Consider the following 18,132-nt stretch of genomic DNA (forward strand, 5'->3'; position numbering starts at 1 on the left):
ATACTTTTGTCATGGCATCCACGAGACCATGCCCGATACCCACCCGCCCAAAAAGGCCCTCCGCTTCGCTCCGGACGTTCTTCCCCCCACCCGTCACCCGATTCGGTGGTTGGCCGTCTGATGCCCGCCCACCCACAACGGCCCTCCGCTACGCTCCGGACGCTCTCCCAGGCGGGCTGACGCCCGCCCCCTGAAGGACCTCGCTACGCTCGGACCGCCTTCCCAAGCACGCTTCGCCAGGCTGGGCAGAGCGGGACAAGATGAACTCGAAACCGGCACCGATTCCTATCCCTGGCACCCACCCGCCGATCAGAAATGCATCACCGATTTTGCGGGTGAGTAGTAGCAGCGCCCTAGGCCTCGCACACCTGATCTTGTTGCTCTCGACCTCATGCCACCTGCGGCGCACCTTCGGGCGCGGCTGTTCGCTGTGCGCGGTGAATCACTCGCCCGGTTAGGACCCGGACCGCGAACGCGACCTGCCAGAGTCCGATGAAGAGTGTCGGCAGCCGCTCGAAGAAGCCGGCCGGAGAGCCTCCGCCGTCGTGGCCTTGAGCCGCCGCGACAGTCGCGAAGAACGCTGCGACCGCAACAAGGGACAAGACGCCGCTGGCGATCGAGAAGGCGGACCAACCGCGGAACGGGCGGCGCGCTGTGACGAATCCGGCCGCCGGAAACGCCAGGAACACCACCAGGGCGCCGAGATTGTGCACGGTGCCGCCCGGGGTGACGACGGCAGGCTCACCGGCCGGGAAGCCGAGGATCGGATCCGTTCGGAACGGGCCGATGAGGATGAGGCCCAGTCCGGCGGTGACGAGGAGCGCATATCCCCGCGTGTTGACGGTGCCTGAACGTCGGAGTCCTTCGGCGAAGCACAGCGTGAGCACTCCGTAGAGCACGAAGTTGGCGATCTGGAGCCAGCCGTGGGGGGCCAGGCTGAGCGCGCTGATGGTGTCGTGCCAGGAGCTGTAGCCGGGCTGTGTCGCCCCGTTGACGAGGTAGGCCGTGATGAAGATGACCGGACCGGCCGCACCCAGCGCCAACAGGACGTGTGTACGAGGTATGCTCATGAGTACATCGTACACAGACGCAAATACGTCGTACCCATCCGAGAGGAAGCGGCATGACATCCCTTTGGGAGCGGCTCGAAGAGACCGCTACCGCAGCGCGGCAGGCCCTGTCCGCCCAGCGGATCGCAGCGGCAGCGGTGGCCATCGCCGACGCCGAGGGGCTCGACGCCATCACGATGCGGCGCATCGCCACCGAGTTGGGCGTCGCTCCGATGTCCGCCTACCGTCACGTGTCGGGCAAGGACGATGTCCTGGAGCTGATGGTCGACCTCGTCTATGGCGAGGTCGATGTCCCGGACGGTCTCGGCTGGCAGGAGACCCTGCGTGCACTGGCCATGGGCGTTCGCGCCCTGGTATTGAAGCACCCCTGGCTCACCCGGCTCCCCGCCTCGCAGATGGTGTATGAGCTGACGCCCAACCGGATGCACCTCACGGAGCGAGCGCTCGCGGCGCTGCACAGCCTGAACCTCGACGTTGACACGGCAATGAGCGTTTTCCGTACGGTCACCGCCTACGTGCACGGTGCCACCAGCGCCGAGATCGGTCTACGGCAACTGATGGCCGACCGAGGCTGGACCAGCGGCGACGAGACCCGGGCGGGGCTTTCCGCACAGATGACCTGGCTGTTGAACACGGGCCGCTATCCGGCGTTCCAACGCTACGTCCATGAAGGCGCTCGCAAGGATGACCTGCAATGGCAGTTCGAGACCGGGCTCGAACACGTCCTCGACGGCATCGCCGCCCGCCTCGGCTGAGGAGACACACCGAAGGCCCTCCGCTCCGGGCGCTCTCCCAGGCGAGCTGACGCCCGCCCCCTGAAGGACCTCGCTACGCTCTGACCGCCTTCCCAAGCACGCTTCGCCAGGCTGGCTGGGCGGAGCGGGACACGATGGACGAAACCGGCGCCGATTCCTATCCCTGACACCCACCCCATGCCCAACAAGAAGCCATGTCCGCTGGAACCACCATCTTGGTCCGTTCCGACATGATCCATCATGGTTGTTGTGACCGAGGAGCCTCTCAGCGGTGGAAACAACGCCCTGGAAGTCGTACGGGCCGGTGACACGGTCCGCCGCACCCGCGATGCCGGTGCCGCCTTCGCCGCGCAGGTGCTGACTCACCTCGAGTCCGTCGGTTACTCCCACGCCCCGCGCCACCTGGGTATCGATGACCAAGGACGGGACATACTCCGCTTCATCCCCGGCAATACCACCGACCACCCCACGCAGCGAGCACCCGGCGCATACGCAGCCGGCGGCCGGATGCTCCGTGAACTGCATGAAGCGACCACCGGATCCCCCCTTGCCGGCACGCACGAATGCGTCACTCACGGCGATCCCGGACCGTTCAACACCATCTTCCAGCAAGGCCTGCCAGTCGCCTTCATCGACTGGTCCTCCTGCCGCCCCGGCGACCGACTCGACGACCTGGGCTACATGGCCTGGACCTGGTGCATTCAGTCGCAAGGCCAGGTACCGATGACCGAACAGGCCCGGCATCTGCGTGAACTACGCGACGGCTACGGCGCCATCGACCCGGAGCGACTTTTGGCGGCAATGGTGTGCAGGCAGACCTGCGTCGCCGACGCCGAGGCAGCGAACATCGCCGACCTCAAGCTCACGCCGACCCGTCGCCGCCACGCCGAAGCAGCCCTTGCCTGGGCCACCGCCGATCGCGACCTCATCCACCAGCATGAGACCCTCCTGCTATCCGCACTGCGATGACCGTGACACCTGGCAGGCGCACTCGGAGAGGAACCACCCCCTCGTGAACGTGGGCATTATCGGGCAGGGCGCCGGCCTGTTCGCCGTCACCAACATCGACGACATCGTGATCCTCGCCCTGTTCTTCGCCCAAGGGGCCGGGCACCGCGGCGCCACCTCGCGGATCATCCTGGGCCAGTACCTCGGGTTCACCGCCATCCTCGCCGTCGCCACCGCAGCCGCCTTCGGCGCCACCTTCCTGCCCGAGCGCGTCATCCCCTACCTCGGCCTGCTACCCCTGGCCCTGGGCCTCAAGGCCGCCTGGCAGGCATGGCGCAGCCACAACAACGGCGCGAACGCCGACAACGAGCAGACCAAGGCCGGCGGCCCCAGGGCATTGGAGGTCGCCGCGGTGACCTTCGCCAACGGCGGCGACAACATCGGCGTCTACGTCCCCGTCCTTGCCACCGCCGGTCTCGGCGGCATGAGCGTCTACGCGGCCGTCTTCCTCGTCCTGGTGGCCGTGTGGTGCCTGGCGGGCAAGTTCTTCGCCACCCGGCCCGTCATCGCCAAGGCCCTCAGCCGATGGGGACACCTCCTCCTGCCCATCGTCCTGAGCGCGCTCGGCCTGCTCATCCTCATCCAAGGCGGCGCCTTCGGCCTCTGACGCGATCGGCCCTGCCGGCGAGCAGACGATTGGGTGCGCACGCAATGCCGGGCACGGGGTACATGTCGCCGCTGGCGAGGACGTGCACGCACCACTGGCCGCGGAGGCGGCGACACCGGCCGGGCGCGCCTGGAGCAGCTCGGCGACCTGCCGGACAACGTCATCGTGCACACCTGGGTACCGCAGTCGGATTTGCTGCCACACCACGGACACGCCGGCCACAGCGACGCTGCCCACGCCATCGCCGAAGAGATCGCCCGCATGCCCCCCCGGACGAGGTCGCCCATCGGCTGCCGGAATACGCCGAGCGCAACTGAGCCACCGAACCAAGCCAAGTCGGCAAGCGCGGAAGAACCTGGGTCATGGCGTCGAGCTCAGGCCGCGTCCATGTTCAGCAGGACGGTCAAAGCTCTGGCTAGGGAGCCGACGTCGAGGGGCTGATCGTGGGTGAGGGCGTGCAGGAAGGCTCCGTCGGTGAACACCGAGGCGGCTTGTGCGGCCTGGTGGTCGGTATAGGTGGCCAGGATGCCGGTCAGGCCGTCGCTCCATATGCGAGCCAGGGAACGCAACTCGGGCCGATGACCGGCGGCGGCGTAGAGCTCGTTCCAGGTCGTCATCTGGGCGCGGTCGTGAAGGTAGTCGCTGGTGAGGGTGGCCAGAGTGCCTGGTACGTCGGTGCTGGCCTCAAGAGCCTCAGCCCAGGCGCGCAATGCCTCGCTGGTGGCCTCGGCGGCGGCGGTCAGCGCGGCTTCGACGAGGTCGTCCAGGGAGCTGAAGTAGTAGGTGGTGGCCCCCAGCGGGACCTCGGCCCGCGCTGCGACGAGCCGGTGGGTGAGCTTGGCCACGCCTACTTCGGGGATCAGCTCGTAGGCGGCCTGGATGATGCGGCGGCGGCGTTCTTCGGGGTTGCGTCGGCTGCTCAATGCGCACCCGCGAGGTTGAGGGTGACCACGCCGGCGACCACCAGCGCCACGCCGGCGACCTTCGCCGCGGTGAGCGGCTCGTGCAGGAACAGGACCCCGATCGTCACGATCAGAGTGGTGCCCAGGCCGGCCCAGACGGCGTAGGCGATGCCCACCTGCATGCCCCGCATCAGCGCCTGGGTGAGCATGTAGAACGACGCGGCGTAGCCTGCCAGGCAGGCCAGCGATGGCCACAGCCGGGTGAAGCCCTCGGTGCTCTTGAGCAGGCTGGTGGCCAGCACCTCGCCTGCGATGGCCAAGGCAAGAAACACGTACATCATGGCCGCTGCCTCCTAAAACTAGTACATCTGTACATGTACGAATGTACTACATGCGGCGACAGGGGCGCGTGTCTGGGGCAACGACGGACCGACAGGAGGATTCGTGTCATAGTGCGGCGGTGGCCGCGATAGTCCTGGAAGCATTCCTGCCACGGCAAGCGCCCGAGGCCGACCTCGCTGCCTGGTGCATGATCTTCGTCGAGGGCCAGAGCGAGCAGTCCGGCTTCCTCCGCCTGTTCGTGGCGCGTCCGGTTCGTCGCCACGGCATAGGCTCAGCGCTGCTGGCGCGGATCGCCGAGAATGCCCGCCTGGCCGGGATGGAGCAGATCCAGAGCACGGTGCTGGCTGGGGAGCCCGGTGAGCGGTTCGCCTACACCTGGCGCGGCGTACGGGAACTGCTGCGCTTGGCGCGTCAGGAGCAGCGACTTGAGGAGAGTGTGCTGCGCCGCTGTCAGAAGCTGGCTGTCTGCCCGGATTCTGCCGAATACCGCCTCGCGCACTGGTACGACCGCGCCTCCGAGTCGCTGGCCACCTCCTTCGGGCAGGTGATGGGCCATGTGCTGGACGCGCCGGGCGCCGCACTTCAAATGGCGCCTGGAATCGAGCGGCAGTCCGTGCCTGGGAGGCGGAGACTACCGAAGGCGGCGAGCGGCTGATGGTCTGCGCGGCGGTGCGACGCGCGACCGACGAGGTCGTCGCCGCGACCACCGTGCCGACCGGCGATGGCCCAGCGGCGCGACAGCACGACACCGCGGTGCTCCCCCAGCACCGGCGGCGCGGGCTCGCCCGCTGGATCAAGGCCGAGCAGACCCTGCGGTTGCACGAACGTTTTCCGCACGTACGTACCGTTAGCACCACCGTCAATCAGCAGAACCTGGCGATGATCGCGGTGAACCGGGCCCTGAGTTACCGAACGGGTTGTGAGCGGCTCCTCATAGCGGCTCCTTTCTGGGTGAAGCGTTCGGGGCGGAAGTCCTTCAGGAGCGGGTGCCTGACGCCGGTGAGCACCTCGTACGCGGTGAGCTCTCCGGCGATGAGTCCCAGCGTCGCGCCCGAGTGGGTGAACGCCACATGGCAGCCGGGCACCGCCTCGAGTTCGCCGAAGACCGGCTGGCCGTCCCCCGGTATGGGTTTGCGCCCGAGCTTCCACGAGGCCGCCTCAAGCGATATGTCGCCGTCGAGCAGGGCGGATGCTTCGGCGACGAGTTCCTTGACGTAGATCTCGTCGATCGAGCATGAGCCGTCCTCGTGCTCGACGATGTGCTCTTCGTACCAGCTGTGGTCGATCGCGAACCTCGACTCGGGATGGGGGCGCATCGCCGCGCGCGGAGTGTTCAGCACCGTCGTGACCTCGGTCCTGACCGGTTCCGTGATGACGAGCATGGACAGCGGGGACCCGTCGGGGACGTCCACGCCGAGGTCCGCGAGCACGGCCGAGGTCTGCGCGCCGCAGGCGACCACGACGGCGTCACCACGCCATGACGTGCCGTCGGCGCTGCTCACTCCGCGCGCGCGGCCGTCCTGCACGGTCACCGAGCAATGCCCGGCGCCGGTGACGATCTGTCCGCCGCGGTGGACCAGTTCGTCCGCGAGCTCCTGGATCAGGTGGGGGAGGGACACCCAGCCCTCGCCCGCATTGTGGATCGCGAGGTGTTCGCTCGGCCCCACCTGGACGCCGCCGGTCCGCCGGCCGGCGTGCGCGCGGTCGACGAGGTGCGACTCGTAGCCGTTCGCGACTTCGTGCGCGTGCCGTGCGCGGGTCTTCTCGCTTCCGTCAGGGGTCGTCCACCACAGGCCGCCGTCGAAGCGCAACCACTCCCGGGCCGGGTCGGCGGCGAACAGGGTGCGATAGCGGTCGATGCCGATCAGGCGCAGGAGATGGTAGGAGGGGGGCCGCGTCCCCGCCGAGTTCAGCCAGGACAGCGAACGCCCCGACGCCCCGCTGGCCAGTTCCGCCTCGGTGACCAGGACGACCTCGGCGCCGCCGCGTACGAGGTGCACGGCGGTGGACACGCCGAGGATGCCGCCGCCGAGGACGATGACGCGTTGGGCCGCGCGCTGATCTGTCATGTGACTCCTCACTTCTTCGAGCAGGCGTGAGCACGCTCGATGACGTCGAGGACGTCAACGGCGTCGTGGGGATCGACGGGCAGTTCGCCGCCGTTACGCAGCGCGGTGGCGAGCAGGCGGTAGAACTCGGCGTAGTTGCCGCGCTCGGGCTCGACGGGAGTCGTCTCGGAGTGATCACCCAATCGGCCCCAGCACTCCTCGGGCTCACGTCCGAACGCCGGATCGGCAGGGCTCATGCCGGCTTTCAAGGCGGCTTCCTGACCGTCCAGCCCGTCCTTGACGTAGCCGGCCCGCGAGCCCAGCACCCGGTACCGAGGGCCGGGCAAGGCCGCGACGCTGCTCATCGTCAGGCGCGAACTCGTGCCGGACGCGTGGCGCAGAATCACGACCGTGTCGTCGTCGGCGTCGCGACCGGCGCGGGAGTCGCGACGGTTGACCTCGGCCAGGACCTCCGCCACGGGTCCGAACAACCGCAGAGCCTGGTCGATCAGGTGCGTACCGAGATCGAAGAGGATGCCGCCGCCGTCCGCCACATCGGTGTCGCCCTTCCACCCCTGGAGTCCGTCCGGACGCCACCACTCGAAGCGGGACTCGAAGGCGTGCACCGTGCCCAGCCGCCCGTCGGCGAGCAGCCGTCGCAGGGTCAGGAAGTCGGCATCCCACCGGCGATTCTGGAACACCGTGAGGCGGCGCCCCAGCTCGGCCGCCAGCGCGATCAGCTTCCGTCCCTCGGCGCCGGTCGGCGCGAACGGCTTGTCGACGACGACGTCAAGTCCCGCCCGCATGGCGTTCGCGGCCAGCTCGACATGCGTCGACGGGGGCGTCGCCACGACGACGAGGTCCAGTTCGGACGCGTGGTCGATGACGGCCTGGGGATCGGACACCACCGTGGCGCCCGGATGCGCGGCCCGCGCCGCCGCCGCCCGGTCCGGATCGCCCGTGACGATCACGCGCAGGTCGTACGCCGGATCAGCGGCGAGGAACGGCGTGTGGAAGAAGCGTCCCGCCGTGCCGAACCCGACGACGGCGCAGCGAATCGGCGATGTGTCGCGTGCGGTCACGTTCACTCCCCTTCCTGGAGGTCGTACGCGTCGCGTGCGGTCTCGGCTGAGATGACGCCCTCGCGCAGGTTCTGCTCGACCAGCGCACGCGCCCTGCGTGAAGGCGGGCCGTAGCCGCCGGCGCCGGGAGTGGTGATCGTGACCACGTCACCCGTGTTGAGCACGGTGTGTCCATGGTCGATGGGCTGGGCCCCTTCGCTGACCGCCCAGCCACCGCTGGCCCCGGGGCCGCCGCCGAACAATCCCCACGGCTGGGACTTGTAGCGGGTGCCGTCCAGCCAGAACCCGATGCCATCGGCTTCGACCCGCACCACGCGCCTGATGCCCATGCCGCCCCGGAACTCACCGGCGCCGCCGGATCCGTCGACGAGTTCGTAGGCCTCGACCATCAGCGGGTACTCCTGTTCGAGGCTCTCCACGGGCAGATTGCTGGTGTTCGTGACGTGGACCTGCACCCCGTCGAGGCCGTCCTTGGTGGCGCGGGCGCCGGATCCGCCGCCGATCGTCTCCAGGTACACGAAGTACTTGCCGGTCCGCGGGTCGAGCCCGTCGAAGTGGAAACCGGTGTTCGATCCGTTGTGCGCGGCCGTGACCCGCTCCGGCAGAGCGGGGGCGAGCGCGCCGTGGATGAGGTCCACCACCCGTTGTGAGGTCTCGGTGCGGGCGTTGACCGCGGCGGGAGCGACGGCGTTCAGGATGCTGCCGCGGGGCGCGTCGATGTGGATCGACCGGACCACCCCCGCGTTGGGCACGATGTCGGGGTCGATGAGCGTCTTCACGGCGTAGTACACCGTGCTCTCGAGCGCGCCGTAGACCATGTTGACGCTGGCGCGGACCTGCGGCGGGTTGCCGGAGAAGTCGAAGAAGAGCTCGTCGCCGCGCACCGTGACGGCGACGCGAAGGGTGAGCTCCTCATCCAGTTCGGGGCAGTCGAACCTGTCCTCGAACGAGTAGACGCCGTCCTGGACCTCGCGGATCGCGGCGCGGGTCTGGCGGTCGGTGTGGTCCAGCAACGCCTCGGCGGCGGCGGACATCGTCGGGATCGAGTGCCGCGCGCACAGCTCCCGGAAGCGGATGACCGCTCGCCGGTTGGCCGCGAGCTGGGCCTGGAAGTCGGGTCGGCGCTCGTCGGGCACCTGGCAGTTCAGCAGGATCAGGTCGAACAGGTCGGTCTGCAGTTCGCCGGCCCGCTCCAGGCGTACCGGCGGGATGCGCAGGCCCTCCTGGAAGATGTGCGCATGCCCGCGGTCGCCGAAGTCGGCGTGGTGGGCGAGGTTCGCCGCCCAGGCCACCAGCCGCCCGTCGACGAAGATCGGGCAGGCGAGCACGATGTCGGGGATGTGGGTGCCGCCGCCGCTGTGGGGATCGTTGGCGATGAAGGTGTCCCCGTCGGCGAGCTCGCTGACGTCGTACCGCTCAACGATCTTGGCGATCACCCCCATCAGGACGCCGAGGTGGCTCGGGTTGTGCTCACCCTGCGCGACCAGTTGCCCTCTGGCGTCGAAGAATCCGGCGGTGCAGTCGCGGCGCTCCTTGATGTTCGTGCTGTACGCCGCTCGCACCATGGTTTCCATCATCTCCTCCACGATGGAGGAGAGGGCCGCTCCGATGACCTCGACGGAGATCGGGTCCAGGGGAGAGGTGTCAGTGGTGTTCATGACGCTCCGATGCTCACAGATGGATGACGAGGTTGCGGTGGGCGTCGACCTCCGCGGTGGAGCCGGGCAGGACGAGGGTCGTGGTGTCCATCTGCTCGACGATCGCGGGGCCTTCGACGACCGTTCCCGGCGCGAGCGCTGCCCGGTCGTGGATCAGGCATTCGTGGAATCCGCCCAGCTCCGGGAGATAGACGGGCCGCTTCCGCGCCTGCTCGCCGTCGGGCCTGCCGGTGACGACCGGGCTCGACGTCGGCCGTGCGCCGATCTCACCGGAGGCCTGCACCCGGAACGTCACGGCCTGGATGGGGTTGCCGGGGTTGGCGTATCCGTAGGTCCTCTCGTGAGCCAGGGCGAAGCCGTCCAGCAGCGCCGTCACCGCCGCCGCGGTGACGGGCCCCGCGGGGAAGTCGACGGTCAGCTCATGGTTCTGGCCCGCGTAGCGCAGATCCACCTGGCGGCGGCTGCCGCGTGCCCGCTCCTCGATGTCGCTCGACTCGAACCACCGCTCCGCCTGGGCGGACAGCTCGGCGAAGACCGCCGCGATGTCGTCCGCGGCGCCGGTGGTCACGGTCATGACCGACGTACGGGAGAAGTCGCTCTTGATGTCGGTGAGCAGCAGACCGAGCGCCGACAACGCGCCCGGCGACTCGGGTACGAGGATGGTCCTCATGCCGAGCTCCGCCGCCAGCCGGGAGGCGTGCAGGGGACCGGCGCCGCCGAAGGGCACCATGACGTAGTCGCGAGGGTCGTAGCCCCGCTGGACGGAGATGACGCGGATCGCCCGCGCCATGTTCGCGGTGACCACCCGGATGATGCCCTGCGCGGTGTCCTCGACGCTCATGCCGAGCTTTTCGGCCAGCGTCCCCACCGCACGGCGCGACGCCTCTCGGTCGATCGTGATCCGGCCGCCGAGGAAGTAGTCCGGGTTGAGGACCTGCAGGACGACGTTGGCGTCCGTGACGGTGGGCAGCTCCCCGTGACCGTAGCAGGCAGGACCGGGAAAGGCCCCGGCGCTCTCCGGCCCGACCTTGAGCAGGCCGCCACTGTCCAGGCGGGCCACGGAGCCGCCGCCGGCGCCGACGGTGTGGATGTCGAGCATGGCGGTACGGATCGCGCGGCCGTCCAGGTCCAGCCCAGAGCTGGTCTTGGGTTCACCGTGCTGGACGAGAGAGACGTCGGTGGACGTGCCGCCCATGTCGAAGGTGATGATGTCCGGATATCCGGCGCCGTTGGCCGTCCGCGCCGCGCCGACGACTCCCGTGCTGGGACCCGACAGGACCATCCGGACCGGGTACTTCTCCGCCTCGGCGAACGACACCACGCCACCGTTGCTCTGGGTGACGTACGGCTGCGTCACGAGCCCTCGCTCCGCGAGCTTCTTCCGCAGCCGGGCCAGGTAACCGGAGACCTTGGGGCCGAGGTAGGCGTTGCTGACGACGGTCGACAGCCGCTCGTACTCGCGGAACTCCGGCAGCACCTCGGAGGACAGCGAGACGTAGGCGCCGGGGAACTCCTCCTCGACCCAGCCCGCGATGCGCCGCTCGTGGTCGGGGAAGACGTAGCTGTAGAGCAGGCATACCGCGATGGCCTCGACGCCCTCGTCGCGCAATTGGCGGATCGCCTGGCGGACCTCGCTCTCGTCGAGAGGAGTCCACACCGTGCCGTCGTGCCGCACCCGCTCGGTGACCTCGTGGCGGAGGCCGCGCGGAACGAGGGGAGTGGGCTTGTCCGCCTGGAGGTCGTACAGTTTCGGCCGGCGTCCACGGGCCAGCTCCAGCAGGTCACGGAAGCCGCGGGTGGTCAGCAGTCCCGTACGCGCGCCGGTCTCGGTCAGGAGGGCGTTGGTGCCGACGGTCGTCCCGTGCGCGAAGTAGGAAACGTCGGAGAACTCCCCGCTGCCGGCGGTCCGCAGCAGTTCCGCGACCCCTTCGATGATCGCTTTACCCGGATCCTCCGGTGTGCTGGAGACTTTGAAGACGCGTAGTTCGTCGCGCGTCGTGTCGTAGAGACAGATGTCGGTGAAGGTGCCGCCCGTGTCGACACCGATGCGAAGGGCCATCGCCTTCGTTCCTCTCGCCGGATCTTCGGCAGTTCCGCGGGAGTGCCGGTCAGCTCAGCCGCCGCTTGCCGACCGCCTCCTTCCCCCGCCACGTCGTGACGTTCTTCAGAGAACGTTCTCCGAACCTAGCCACTGCGGCGTGGTGACGTCAAGAACGACGCCACCACGCCGCAGTGGTCAGGAAGGTGGTGCCGCGACCGAGCCGCGGACGATCAGGGACGACCGCAGGATCGTCTCGCTGGGCGCGCTCGGCGACTCCCGGCCGGACAGCCGCCCGAGAAGGACGGTGCCGGCGGCGGAGCCGAGGTCGTAGGCCGGTTGCGCGACCACCGACAGCCGAGGGCGCACCAGAGTGCTCCACTCGTGATCGTCGAAGCCCAGCAGGCTGACGTCCTCCGGGCAGCGCCGGTCGCTGTCGATGATGGCGCCGAAGGCCCCTCTGGTCATGACGTTCGTGGTCGCGAAGATCGCCGTGACGTCCCGGCGCGTGGCGAGCAGTTCGCGGACCCGCTCGCCGGCCGCGTCGGCGTCATCGCAGCTCAGGACCCATCCCGGATCACAGGTGACGCCCGCTTCCTCGAGCGCGTCAAGGTAGCCCTTGAACCGCAGCGAGCTGGGAAACTCGGCCATGGCCTTGCGCCGCCGACCGGCGGGGCGCTCGACGGTCACGGATGGGGTCACGACCGCGATCGCCCGATGCCCCTCGTCCAGGACGTGGCTCACGGCCCGGTGCGCCGCGGCCCGGTTGTCGAGCAGCACCGCGTCGACCGCTCCGGCGCCGTCGTTGCGACGGTCGAGGAGGACCAGCGGAACGCCCGCTTCGCGGACCCGGCGCAGATGAGTGCCTTCCGAGACGCTGGCCGAGGCGACGATCATGCCGTCCACGCGTTTGACCATCAGCGCCTCCACCGCGGAGCGCTCCCGCTCCACGTCCATCCCGGTGCTGATGAGCAGCATCTCGTAGCCCGCGTCCCGCGCGCGGTCGGAGATTCCGCTGACCGCGCGCGCGAAGAACGGATTTTCCAGGTCGCTCACGACCACGCCGACGACGCGGGTGGAGCCGGTCACGATGCTGCGCGCCACGTCGTTCGGGCGATAGCCGAGTCGCTTCGCCGAGGCCTGCACCCGATGCACCAGCTCCGGCGCGGGGGTCCCGTAGCCGCCCAGCACCCGGCCGGCCGTAGCGGGAGATACGCCGGCATCACGCGCGACGTCGATGATCGTCGGTCGCCCAGCGGACACCTGTTGTCGCCTCCCCGTCCGATGGTGGCGGCTAGCTCGGCCACTGCCTCGCCGATCATCGTAGCCGCCCTGTCGCTGAATTCGACGTGACGAGTCCTTGACACTTCGTCACACCGATTCTAGCGTTTGGGAGAACGTTCTCCCACTGCGGTTCAGCCCACCCGTCAGCCGCCGACGGACGGAGCGGACCCGCGCCCCGCGGAGCGAACGCCACCATCGACGGCCGCATAGCCTGTCACGGGCTTGACGCGGCATTCGCCAACGACGACAGACCTCACCCCACGTCAATCCGCGCCCGCAAGCCGCTGAGCTGCGCTTCGGTCGCTCGTGCCCCAGCGGGCACACCTGTCGTCGCCACTGCGCGCCGTCGCACTCACCGTTCATGAGGAGACCTGATGAGCACTCCCGTACCCACCGACCAGGACGTCGCGCCCACACCGAAGGCGCGCCGGCGCTTGTTCGCCTCCACCATGATCGGCAATGCCGTCGAGTACTACGACTTCACGCTGTACGGGACTCTCGCGGCGGTCATCGCCTCGCACTTCTTCCCGGAGGGGCAGACGACCGTCGCCTTGCTCGCGGCGTACGTCGGTGTGGCCCTGTCGTACTTCATCCGGCCCATCGGCGCGATGATCCTCGGTCCCCTGGCGGACCTGAAGGGCAGGCGGCCCGTCCTCGTCCTCACGATCGTGTTGATGACGGTCGGCACCGCGGGCATCGGGCTGCTGCCGACGTACGCGGCCGCCGGTGTCGTGGCGCCGATCCTGCTGCTGACCGCGCGAGTCGTGCAGGGCCTCGGCGCCAGCGTGGAAATCACCACCGCCGCGAATTTCCTGCTGGAGCACGAGAACAAGCGACGCCGCAACTACGTGCTCGGCACCCTGAACTCCACCGCGTCGGTCGGCTCGTTTCTCGCGGCCGGGGTGGCCTTCCTCTTCACCCAGTTGATGTCGTCGGAGGCGTTCGCCAGTTGGGGCTGGCGCATTCCCTTCCTGCTGGCGATCCCTCTGTCCGCGGTGGCGGTCTACATCCGCAACCGGCTGAACGAGAGCCCTGAGTTCGAGGCGGTGCGACAGCTCGCCGACCAGCGAAAGGTGCCGCAGACTCCCTTGCGCACGGCTGTGCGCTACTACTGGCCCGACATGCTGCGCTCGATCGGCCTGAGCGCGGGCCAGCGGATCGGATCGTTCGTCATCCAGGCGTACTTCGTCACCGCCCTGGTCGGCGCGGGCTTCCCCACCTCACTCGCCCTGCTGGCGTCGATGATCAGCTATGCCGTCGGCCCGGTGCCGAGCATCTATGGCGGATACCTCGCCGACAAGTACGGGGCTCGCGTGCCGCTGCTGATCGGTTACGGCCTCTTCGTCGTGCTGACGGTGCCCACGTTCATCGCCATCGGCAGCAAGTCCATCCTCATCGCCGTGCTGGCCGTCGTGGGCTTCACGATCATCAACAACATCATTTCGGCGCCGATGATGGCGGCGGCGATACTCAGCTTCCCCTCAGAGGTCCGCTCCAGCGCGTCGGCCCTGAACTTCAACGTCTCGACCTCGCTCATCGGCTCCACCGCCGGCCTGGTCGCCGTCTGGCTGCGCGACATCACCGGCAGCGACGTGACCTTCGGCTGGTACATGACCGGGTTCTGCGTGCTGTCCCTGCTGATCACCATCTTCGCGCTCCCGACGGGCGCGCGTCGCGACGCCAGCACCGGCCTGCTCGCCGAGACGGCCGTTCGTACACCGTGAAATCGACGGCGAAGCGTTCGCTCACACCATGGCCAGATATTCAGCGAGCTCTTCCGCCGATGAGGTCGAGATCCCCACATACCCATCCGGCCGGACCAGCGTATGGCGCTCGTCGCCGTACGACTCGGCCGGCTCGTACGCCCGCACCTCCGGCCCGTTCACCACACGCGGCGCGGGATCAGGCGACAGCAGCGTGAAATGCGTCCCCCGCAACAGGTCGAACATCCGCGCCTCGCTGCCGTCGGCCAGCCGCACCCGGCCGTCCGGCACCCGATCCCCGCCCCGCCGGGCCAGCGAGCCGCCCCGATAGCTCACCAATAGCTGATGAGTCTCCTCGTCGCGTTTGTAGGACTTCTTGTCGTGCAGGTCGGTGCTCAGGCCGAGCACGCGGGCGGCGACCGGCCGGCGTTCCTCCTCGTACGTGTCGAGCAGCGCCGCCGGTGCGCCGGCGAGCACCCGGGCGAGCTTCCAGCCCAGGTTGTAGGCGTCCTGTACACCGGTGTTGAGCCCCTGCCCACCCGCGGGCGAATGCACGTGGACGGCATCCCCGGCGAGGAAGACCCGGCCGGTCCGGTAGCTGTCGGCCAGGCGGATGTTCACCCGGTACAGGGACGACCACCGCAGCTCGGTGATCCGAACCCCGCGCAGCATCGACCGTTCGGCGAAGAGCCGCTGGAAACCCGGCAGCGTCTGGTCCGGAACGACGCCCGCCTTCAGCGGGGCGAGCAGTTGGAAGGTGTCGGTGCCGGCCATCGGGTACAGCACCACCATCCCCTTCCCGGGCCGGAACCAGACATGGATGTGATCCCGGCCGAGCCCCTCCACCCGCACGTCGCCGAGGACCATCCGCTCCTCGTCCCGGGTCTCCCCGGTGAAACCGATGCCGAGCGCCTTGCGTACGAGGCTCTTGCCGCCGTCCGCCGCGACCAGGTAGTCCGCCCGCAGGGTCACCCCGGTGCCCAGCCGGGCCGTCACCCCACCCGCGTCCTGCTCGAACCCGGTCAGCGCGACACCCTGCTCCACCTTCCCGCCCAGCTCGGCCAGCCGCTCACGCAACACGGCCTCGGTGCGCCACTGCGGGTGCATCATCACCATCGGGTACGGCACCGCGTCCGTGGGGGCGGTGAGCTTGTGCATCCGTCCCTGGTACACCGGCACCCTGCCGATCCTCACCCGCAGCGGCGGATAGAGCGTCGTAGCCGCCAGAACACGGTCGATCACCCCCAGATCATCGAAAACCTCCTGTGTACGCGGCTGCAGCCCCTTGCCCTTGGAACCGCCGGAGGGCTCCGGCGCCTGCTCCACGATGCGGCAGGCAACTCCGCGCCTGGCCAGATCCACGGCGAGAGTGAGCCCGGTCGGCCCGCCGCCGACGATGAGTACGTCCGTCTTCTCGGTCATGGTCCGACCATGCCTGTCCGCACTGCCAGATCTCTGTCAGCATCAGGCCCGCCGCTGTCATCGCCCGCCGGAACACCGACCTCCCCATGGGCGCCATCGCCCGCGTCGACCGGTCTTGGGATACTTCCCCCATGTTCTCCGGCGTGTTCTCCGTGATCGCGATCCTCTTTCTCGTCCTCTACCTGGCGTGGATGATCGTCGCGAACCAACCCCGCCGAGACCGGGCGACGTCCCACGCGCTGGCGGACCGCACGGGCATGGTCATCTACTGGAGGCCCGGCTGCAAGTACTGCATGAGACTGCGCATGCGCCTGCGCTTCACGCCGCTGCGCTACACCGAGGTGAACATCTGGAAAGACCCCGAGGCGGCGGCGTTCGTCCGCTCGGTCGCGAACGGGAACGAGACCGTGCCGACCGTGACGGTGGCCGAAAAGGCGATGGTGAACCCGTCGAAGGCCCAGGTGCTGGAAGCGGTCGAGAGGTACGCCCCGCACCTGGCCAGGAAATGACGGACCGGCTCCCTCAGGACACCGAAGTCAGGCGCCTGCGCGACGTAGCCGGGTCTTCGCCTCGTGCGCCAGCCGGTCGAGGACCGGGGACCCGCCGTCAACCAGCGAGGCTTTCTTGGCGTTGAACGCCCGCACCCACAGCCCCGCCGCCCAGGCGATCTCGTGCTCCTCCGCCCCCCAGTCGCCCCCTCGCGCGTACGCCGCCAGAAACCGGTCCGTCTCGTCGATCGTCGCGGCCTCCAACGGTCCGCCCGTCTCCGTGAACACGGCCGCCGCCGCTCCCGCGATGGCGGGCTCGGGCAGGCACACCACGCTGTCCCAGTCGTGTACGGCGTGCAGCCGGTGGTCCTGCCACCGGAGGTTCTGCGACTCCCAGTCCCCGTGACCGATCACCGACGCATGCCGTACGGCCACCAGGCGGTCGCGGACTCGGCGCCCGAGGTCGTCCAGCCAGGCCGGACCGGGACGGGTGTTGAGATCGACGTCCATGTCGTCCGGCCACGGCCAGACGCCCGCCGAGCCGTGCGCCCAGCCGACCCACGGCGGCGCGGGGGCGACGGAGGAGACGGCATCGGGGGCGGGCGCCAGCCGCACGAACCGCGCCAGCGCCTCCGCGAACAGCCGGGGCCGGTCGGCATCCCGGTCCAACTGCACCCCGCCCGGGACGTAGGTCTCGGCGCTAACCGTCCAACCGGCGAGTGGCACGGCGTCCGTGAGCGGGGAAGGGCACGGGAAGCCCGCACGAGACAGGTGCCGTTGCACCTCGACACACCCCTGGACGCGCGCCGAGGCCGGACGCCGCTTGAGCACTACAGCCCGGCCGTCCGCCAGCTCGACCCCCAGCACCACGGACAGATGACCAGTACGGAACAACTCATGGACCGGGACCGAGCCGAGCCACGTCTCACACCATGCCCGTAAATCCATAGATCACTAGATATCAAGGGATCCTGGCATACTGCCCGGATGTCCGACTTCACCGCCTTCTTCGCCGCCGGACGCGCCGCCCTCCTGTCGGGGCGCGCCACCTACGACCGGCCGATGGTGGAGGGGGCCGCTCGCTGGGGAGCAGCCGCGATCCTGCGGCCGGTCGGTACGGTGCTCGAACGGCTGGCGGACCTGGCCCAGGACGCCGGTACGGTCGCCGGACCCGGGCACTGGGCGCACGGCGCGGACTGCCTGCACGTCACGCTGCGTTCCCTGGAGCCCTACCGGTCGGTCATCCCCGTGGACGATCCGCTACGGCGTGCCTATGCCGACGCTCTGCGGGAGGCGGCTGCGGACGTGTCGCCGGTTCGGGTGGTGCTGCGGGGGGTGAGTCCCCACCCGGGCGGGGTGCTCGCCTGCGGCCATCCGGTCGACGACACGCTGCTCACCCTCCAGAAGCGGTTCGCGCACGGGCTGGCCGCTCGCGGGGTGCGCGACCTCGAACGCGGCTGGGTGCGGGATCGCTGGTACGTCAGCCTCGTCCACTTCGCCGAGCCCGTGCCCGTCACCACGGCCGAGGCGATCGTCGGTTGGTGCGATGAGCGGGCCGACCTGCCGATCGGCGTCGCGGAGCTCGGCGCGGCCGATCTCGTCCAAGCCGTCCACACCGGAACCGGAGTCCGGCTGGACGTACTGGAGCGGGTCCCGCTGCGGTGGGCGCCAGCACGCGACCCCGAATCGCACTGACACCCACAGCCAGAACCACCACGCGGCCAA

At 69.1% G+C, this 18,132-nt stretch carries 17 protein-coding genes; 7 read left to right on the forward strand and 10 right to left on the reverse strand.

All coding sequences use genetic code 11. The features are described 5' to 3' along the window. Positions 1-389: 389 nt before the first annotated feature. Entirely contained in the window at positions 390-1,070 is a 681-nt protein-coding gene (locus KLK06_RS46305; RefSeq protein WP_214642125.1) for a DUF998 domain-containing protein, read from the reverse strand. Positions 1,071-1,123: 53 nt separating this feature from the next. Here KLK06_RS46305 and KLK06_RS46310 point away from each other — a divergent pair, with 53 nt between their 5' ends. The 3 genes from KLK06_RS46310 to KLK06_RS46320 all read left to right on the forward strand — a co-directional run bounded on the left by KLK06_RS46310 (position 1,124) and on the right by KLK06_RS46320 (position 3,440). Next, entirely contained in the window at positions 1,124-1,825 is a 702-nt protein-coding gene (locus KLK06_RS46310; protein ID WP_214642126.1) for a TetR/AcrR family transcriptional regulator C-terminal domain-containing protein, read from the forward strand. A gap of 249 nt (positions 1,826-2,074) precedes the next feature. Beyond that, positions 2,075-2,794 (forward strand): aminoglycoside phosphotransferase family protein, encoded by a 720-nt coding sequence (locus tag KLK06_RS46315; protein WP_214642127.1) that lies wholly within the window; start codon positions 2,075-2,077, stop codon positions 2,792-2,794. 43 nt (positions 2,795-2,837) lie between these two features. Beyond that, positions 2,838-3,440 carry a cadmium resistance transporter gene (locus tag KLK06_RS46320; protein WP_308168750.1) on the forward strand — a complete coding sequence of 201 codons (603 nt, stop codon included), beginning with the start codon at positions 2,838-2,840 and terminating at the stop codon, positions 3,438-3,440. A 374-nt stretch (positions 3,441-3,814) separates the two neighbouring features. Here KLK06_RS46320 and KLK06_RS46325 read toward each other — a convergent pair whose 3' ends face one another. Together KLK06_RS46325 and KLK06_RS46330 are read right to left on the reverse strand one after the other, a co-directional pair. Further along, entirely contained in the window at positions 3,815-4,363 is a 549-nt protein-coding gene (locus KLK06_RS46325; protein ID WP_214642129.1) for a TetR/AcrR family transcriptional regulator, read from the reverse strand. After that, positions 4,360-4,683 carry a multidrug efflux SMR transporter gene (locus KLK06_RS46330; protein WP_214642130.1) on the reverse strand — a complete coding sequence of 108 codons (324 nt, stop codon included), beginning with the start codon at positions 4,681-4,683 and terminating at the stop codon, positions 4,360-4,362. Before KLK06_RS46330 ends, KLK06_RS46325 begins: the two co-directional genes overlap by 4 nt. 119 nt (positions 4,684-4,802) lie before the next feature. On the opposite strand from KLK06_RS46330, the gene KLK06_RS46335 reads away from it, so the two are divergent. Further along, a complete protein-coding gene (locus tag KLK06_RS46335) occupies positions 4,803-5,339 on the forward strand; it encodes a GNAT family N-acetyltransferase (RefSeq protein ID WP_214642131.1) in 537 nt (178 codons plus the stop codon). 250 nt (positions 5,340-5,589) lie between these two features. Here KLK06_RS46335 and KLK06_RS46340 read toward each other — a convergent pair whose 3' ends face one another. The 5 genes from KLK06_RS46340 to KLK06_RS46360 all read right to left on the reverse strand — a co-directional run bounded on the left by KLK06_RS46340 (position 5,590) and on the right by KLK06_RS46360 (position 12,773). After that, positions 5,590-6,753: an FAD-binding oxidoreductase gene (locus KLK06_RS46340; RefSeq protein ID WP_214642132.1), complete on the reverse strand. Its 1,164-nt coding sequence runs from the start codon at positions 6,751-6,753 to the stop codon at positions 5,590-5,592. Positions 6,754-6,761: 8 nt separating this feature from the next. Further along, positions 6,762-7,814: a Gfo/Idh/MocA family oxidoreductase gene (locus KLK06_RS46345; protein ID WP_214642133.1), complete on the reverse strand. Its 1,053-nt coding sequence runs from the start codon at positions 7,812-7,814 to the stop codon at positions 6,762-6,764. Positions 7,815-7,816: 2 nt separating this feature from the next. Then, positions 7,817-9,472, reverse strand: a complete 1,656-nt coding sequence (locus KLK06_RS46350) for a hydantoinase B/oxoprolinase family protein (protein ID WP_214642134.1) — start codon at positions 9,470-9,472, stop codon at positions 7,817-7,819. A gap of 13 nt (positions 9,473-9,485) precedes the next feature. Continuing rightward, on the reverse strand, positions 9,486-11,531 hold the full coding sequence (locus KLK06_RS46355) for a hydantoinase/oxoprolinase family protein (protein ID WP_214642135.1): 2,046 nt from the start codon (positions 11,529-11,531) through the stop codon (positions 9,486-9,488). A 177-nt stretch (positions 11,532-11,708) separates the two neighbouring features. Further along, on the reverse strand, positions 11,709-12,773 hold the full coding sequence (locus tag KLK06_RS46360) for a LacI family DNA-binding transcriptional regulator (RefSeq protein ID WP_214642136.1): 1,065 nt from the start codon (positions 12,771-12,773) through the stop codon (positions 11,709-11,711). Between the two features lie 395 nt (positions 12,774-13,168). Here KLK06_RS46360 and KLK06_RS46365 point away from each other — a divergent pair, with 395 nt between their 5' ends. After that, positions 13,169-14,518 carry an MFS transporter gene (locus tag KLK06_RS46365; RefSeq protein ID WP_214642137.1) on the forward strand — a complete coding sequence of 450 codons (1,350 nt, stop codon included), beginning with the start codon at positions 13,169-13,171 and terminating at the stop codon, positions 14,516-14,518. A gap of 21 nt (positions 14,519-14,539) precedes the next feature. Here KLK06_RS46365 and KLK06_RS46370 read toward each other — a convergent pair whose 3' ends face one another. Next, a complete protein-coding gene (locus KLK06_RS46370) occupies positions 14,540-15,919 on the reverse strand; it encodes an FAD-dependent oxidoreductase (RefSeq protein ID WP_214642138.1) in 1,380 nt (459 codons plus the stop codon). Positions 15,920-16,050: 131 nt separating this feature from the next. Here KLK06_RS46370 and KLK06_RS46375 point away from each other — a divergent pair, with 131 nt between their 5' ends. Then, complete coding sequence (locus KLK06_RS46375) at positions 16,051-16,428, forward strand: mycoredoxin (RefSeq protein ID WP_250907077.1); 378 nt, start codon at positions 16,051-16,053, stop codon at positions 16,426-16,428. 27 nt (positions 16,429-16,455) lie between these two features. Here the strand turns inward: KLK06_RS46375 and KLK06_RS46380 are convergent, their stop codons facing one another. Beyond that, positions 16,456-17,355, reverse strand: coding sequence for a phosphotransferase (locus tag KLK06_RS46380; RefSeq protein WP_214642139.1), 900 nt, complete (start codon positions 17,353-17,355; stop codon positions 16,456-16,458). A 39-nt stretch (positions 17,356-17,394) separates the two neighbouring features. On the opposite strand from KLK06_RS46380, the gene KLK06_RS46385 reads away from it, so the two are divergent. Beyond that, positions 17,395-18,102 carry a 2'-5' RNA ligase family protein gene (locus KLK06_RS46385; protein WP_214642140.1) on the forward strand — a complete coding sequence of 236 codons (708 nt, stop codon included), beginning with the start codon at positions 17,395-17,397 and terminating at the stop codon, positions 18,100-18,102. Positions 18,103-18,132 lie beyond the last annotated feature (30 nt).

Origin of the sequence: Nonomuraea sp. NEAU-A123, assembly GCF_018603905.1 — a bacterium.
In the GTDB taxonomy this organism is placed as follows: Bacteria; Actinomycetota; Actinomycetes; order Streptosporangiales; family Streptosporangiaceae; genus Nonomuraea.